Genomic DNA, 670 nt, shown 5'->3' with positions numbered 1-670 from the left:
GGTAACACCGATGGAGATTTTGAAGGAATTCGATGTGGTTGTAGTAAGCGGTGGGATGTGTGATCAGGGTACTATCACGAGATACTTATCTATAGTAGAAAATAAGCCAAGGAATACGCTTTTACTAACGGGGTATCAGGCTGCAGGGAGCAAAGGCAGGCAGTTGTTAGAAAGCGAAACGGAAGATGTTGCATGCACAATTGAAGACCTTTCCTCTTATTACTCTGGGCATGCAGATCAGGCAATATTGTTAGATTACTTGTTTGAACTTAGTGGCAGAAAGGAGCAGGATAATAGTTGCCATGTTTTTATTAATCATGGCGAATCAGAATCTAAAAATGTCCTCCGTGAAGCCATACAGCACAGAGCTGCCGAGAAACGACCAAATGATCGGATCGTATCTGAAGTGTCAATCGGGCTAAAAAAGTGGTTTGATCTTTCAAACTCCACATATATTGATAACTCCCCGGTACTAACAGAGCCCACGGTCAATGACTTGACCCGAGAACTGCTTGAGCTTAAGAGTATGCTTGCCACTCAAAGCCGAGGGATGATCGCGATAAGGGAATTGCTTGAGCATTTGACCAAAGAAGAAGCGTAGCAATCAGCGCGGAGCTATCTTAGTGCCTTATGAAAGATAGCCCGCGCGATTCACTAAGAAGACAAAAGT

At 43.9% G+C, this 670-nt stretch carries 1 protein-coding gene; it reads left to right on the top strand.

The window, feature by feature from the left end; all coding sequences use genetic code 11:
* Positions 1–601 (top strand): MBL fold metallo-hydrolase RNA specificity domain-containing protein (locus tag A3750_RS04960; RefSeq protein ID WP_304440171.1); only part of this gene is annotated, 601 nt, incomplete at its 5' end.
* Between the last annotated feature and the right edge of the window lie 69 nt (positions 602–670).

This window comes from Oleiphilus sp. HI0079, assembly GCF_001635105.1.
This window is presented reverse-complemented; position numbering and strand designations above follow the sequence as displayed.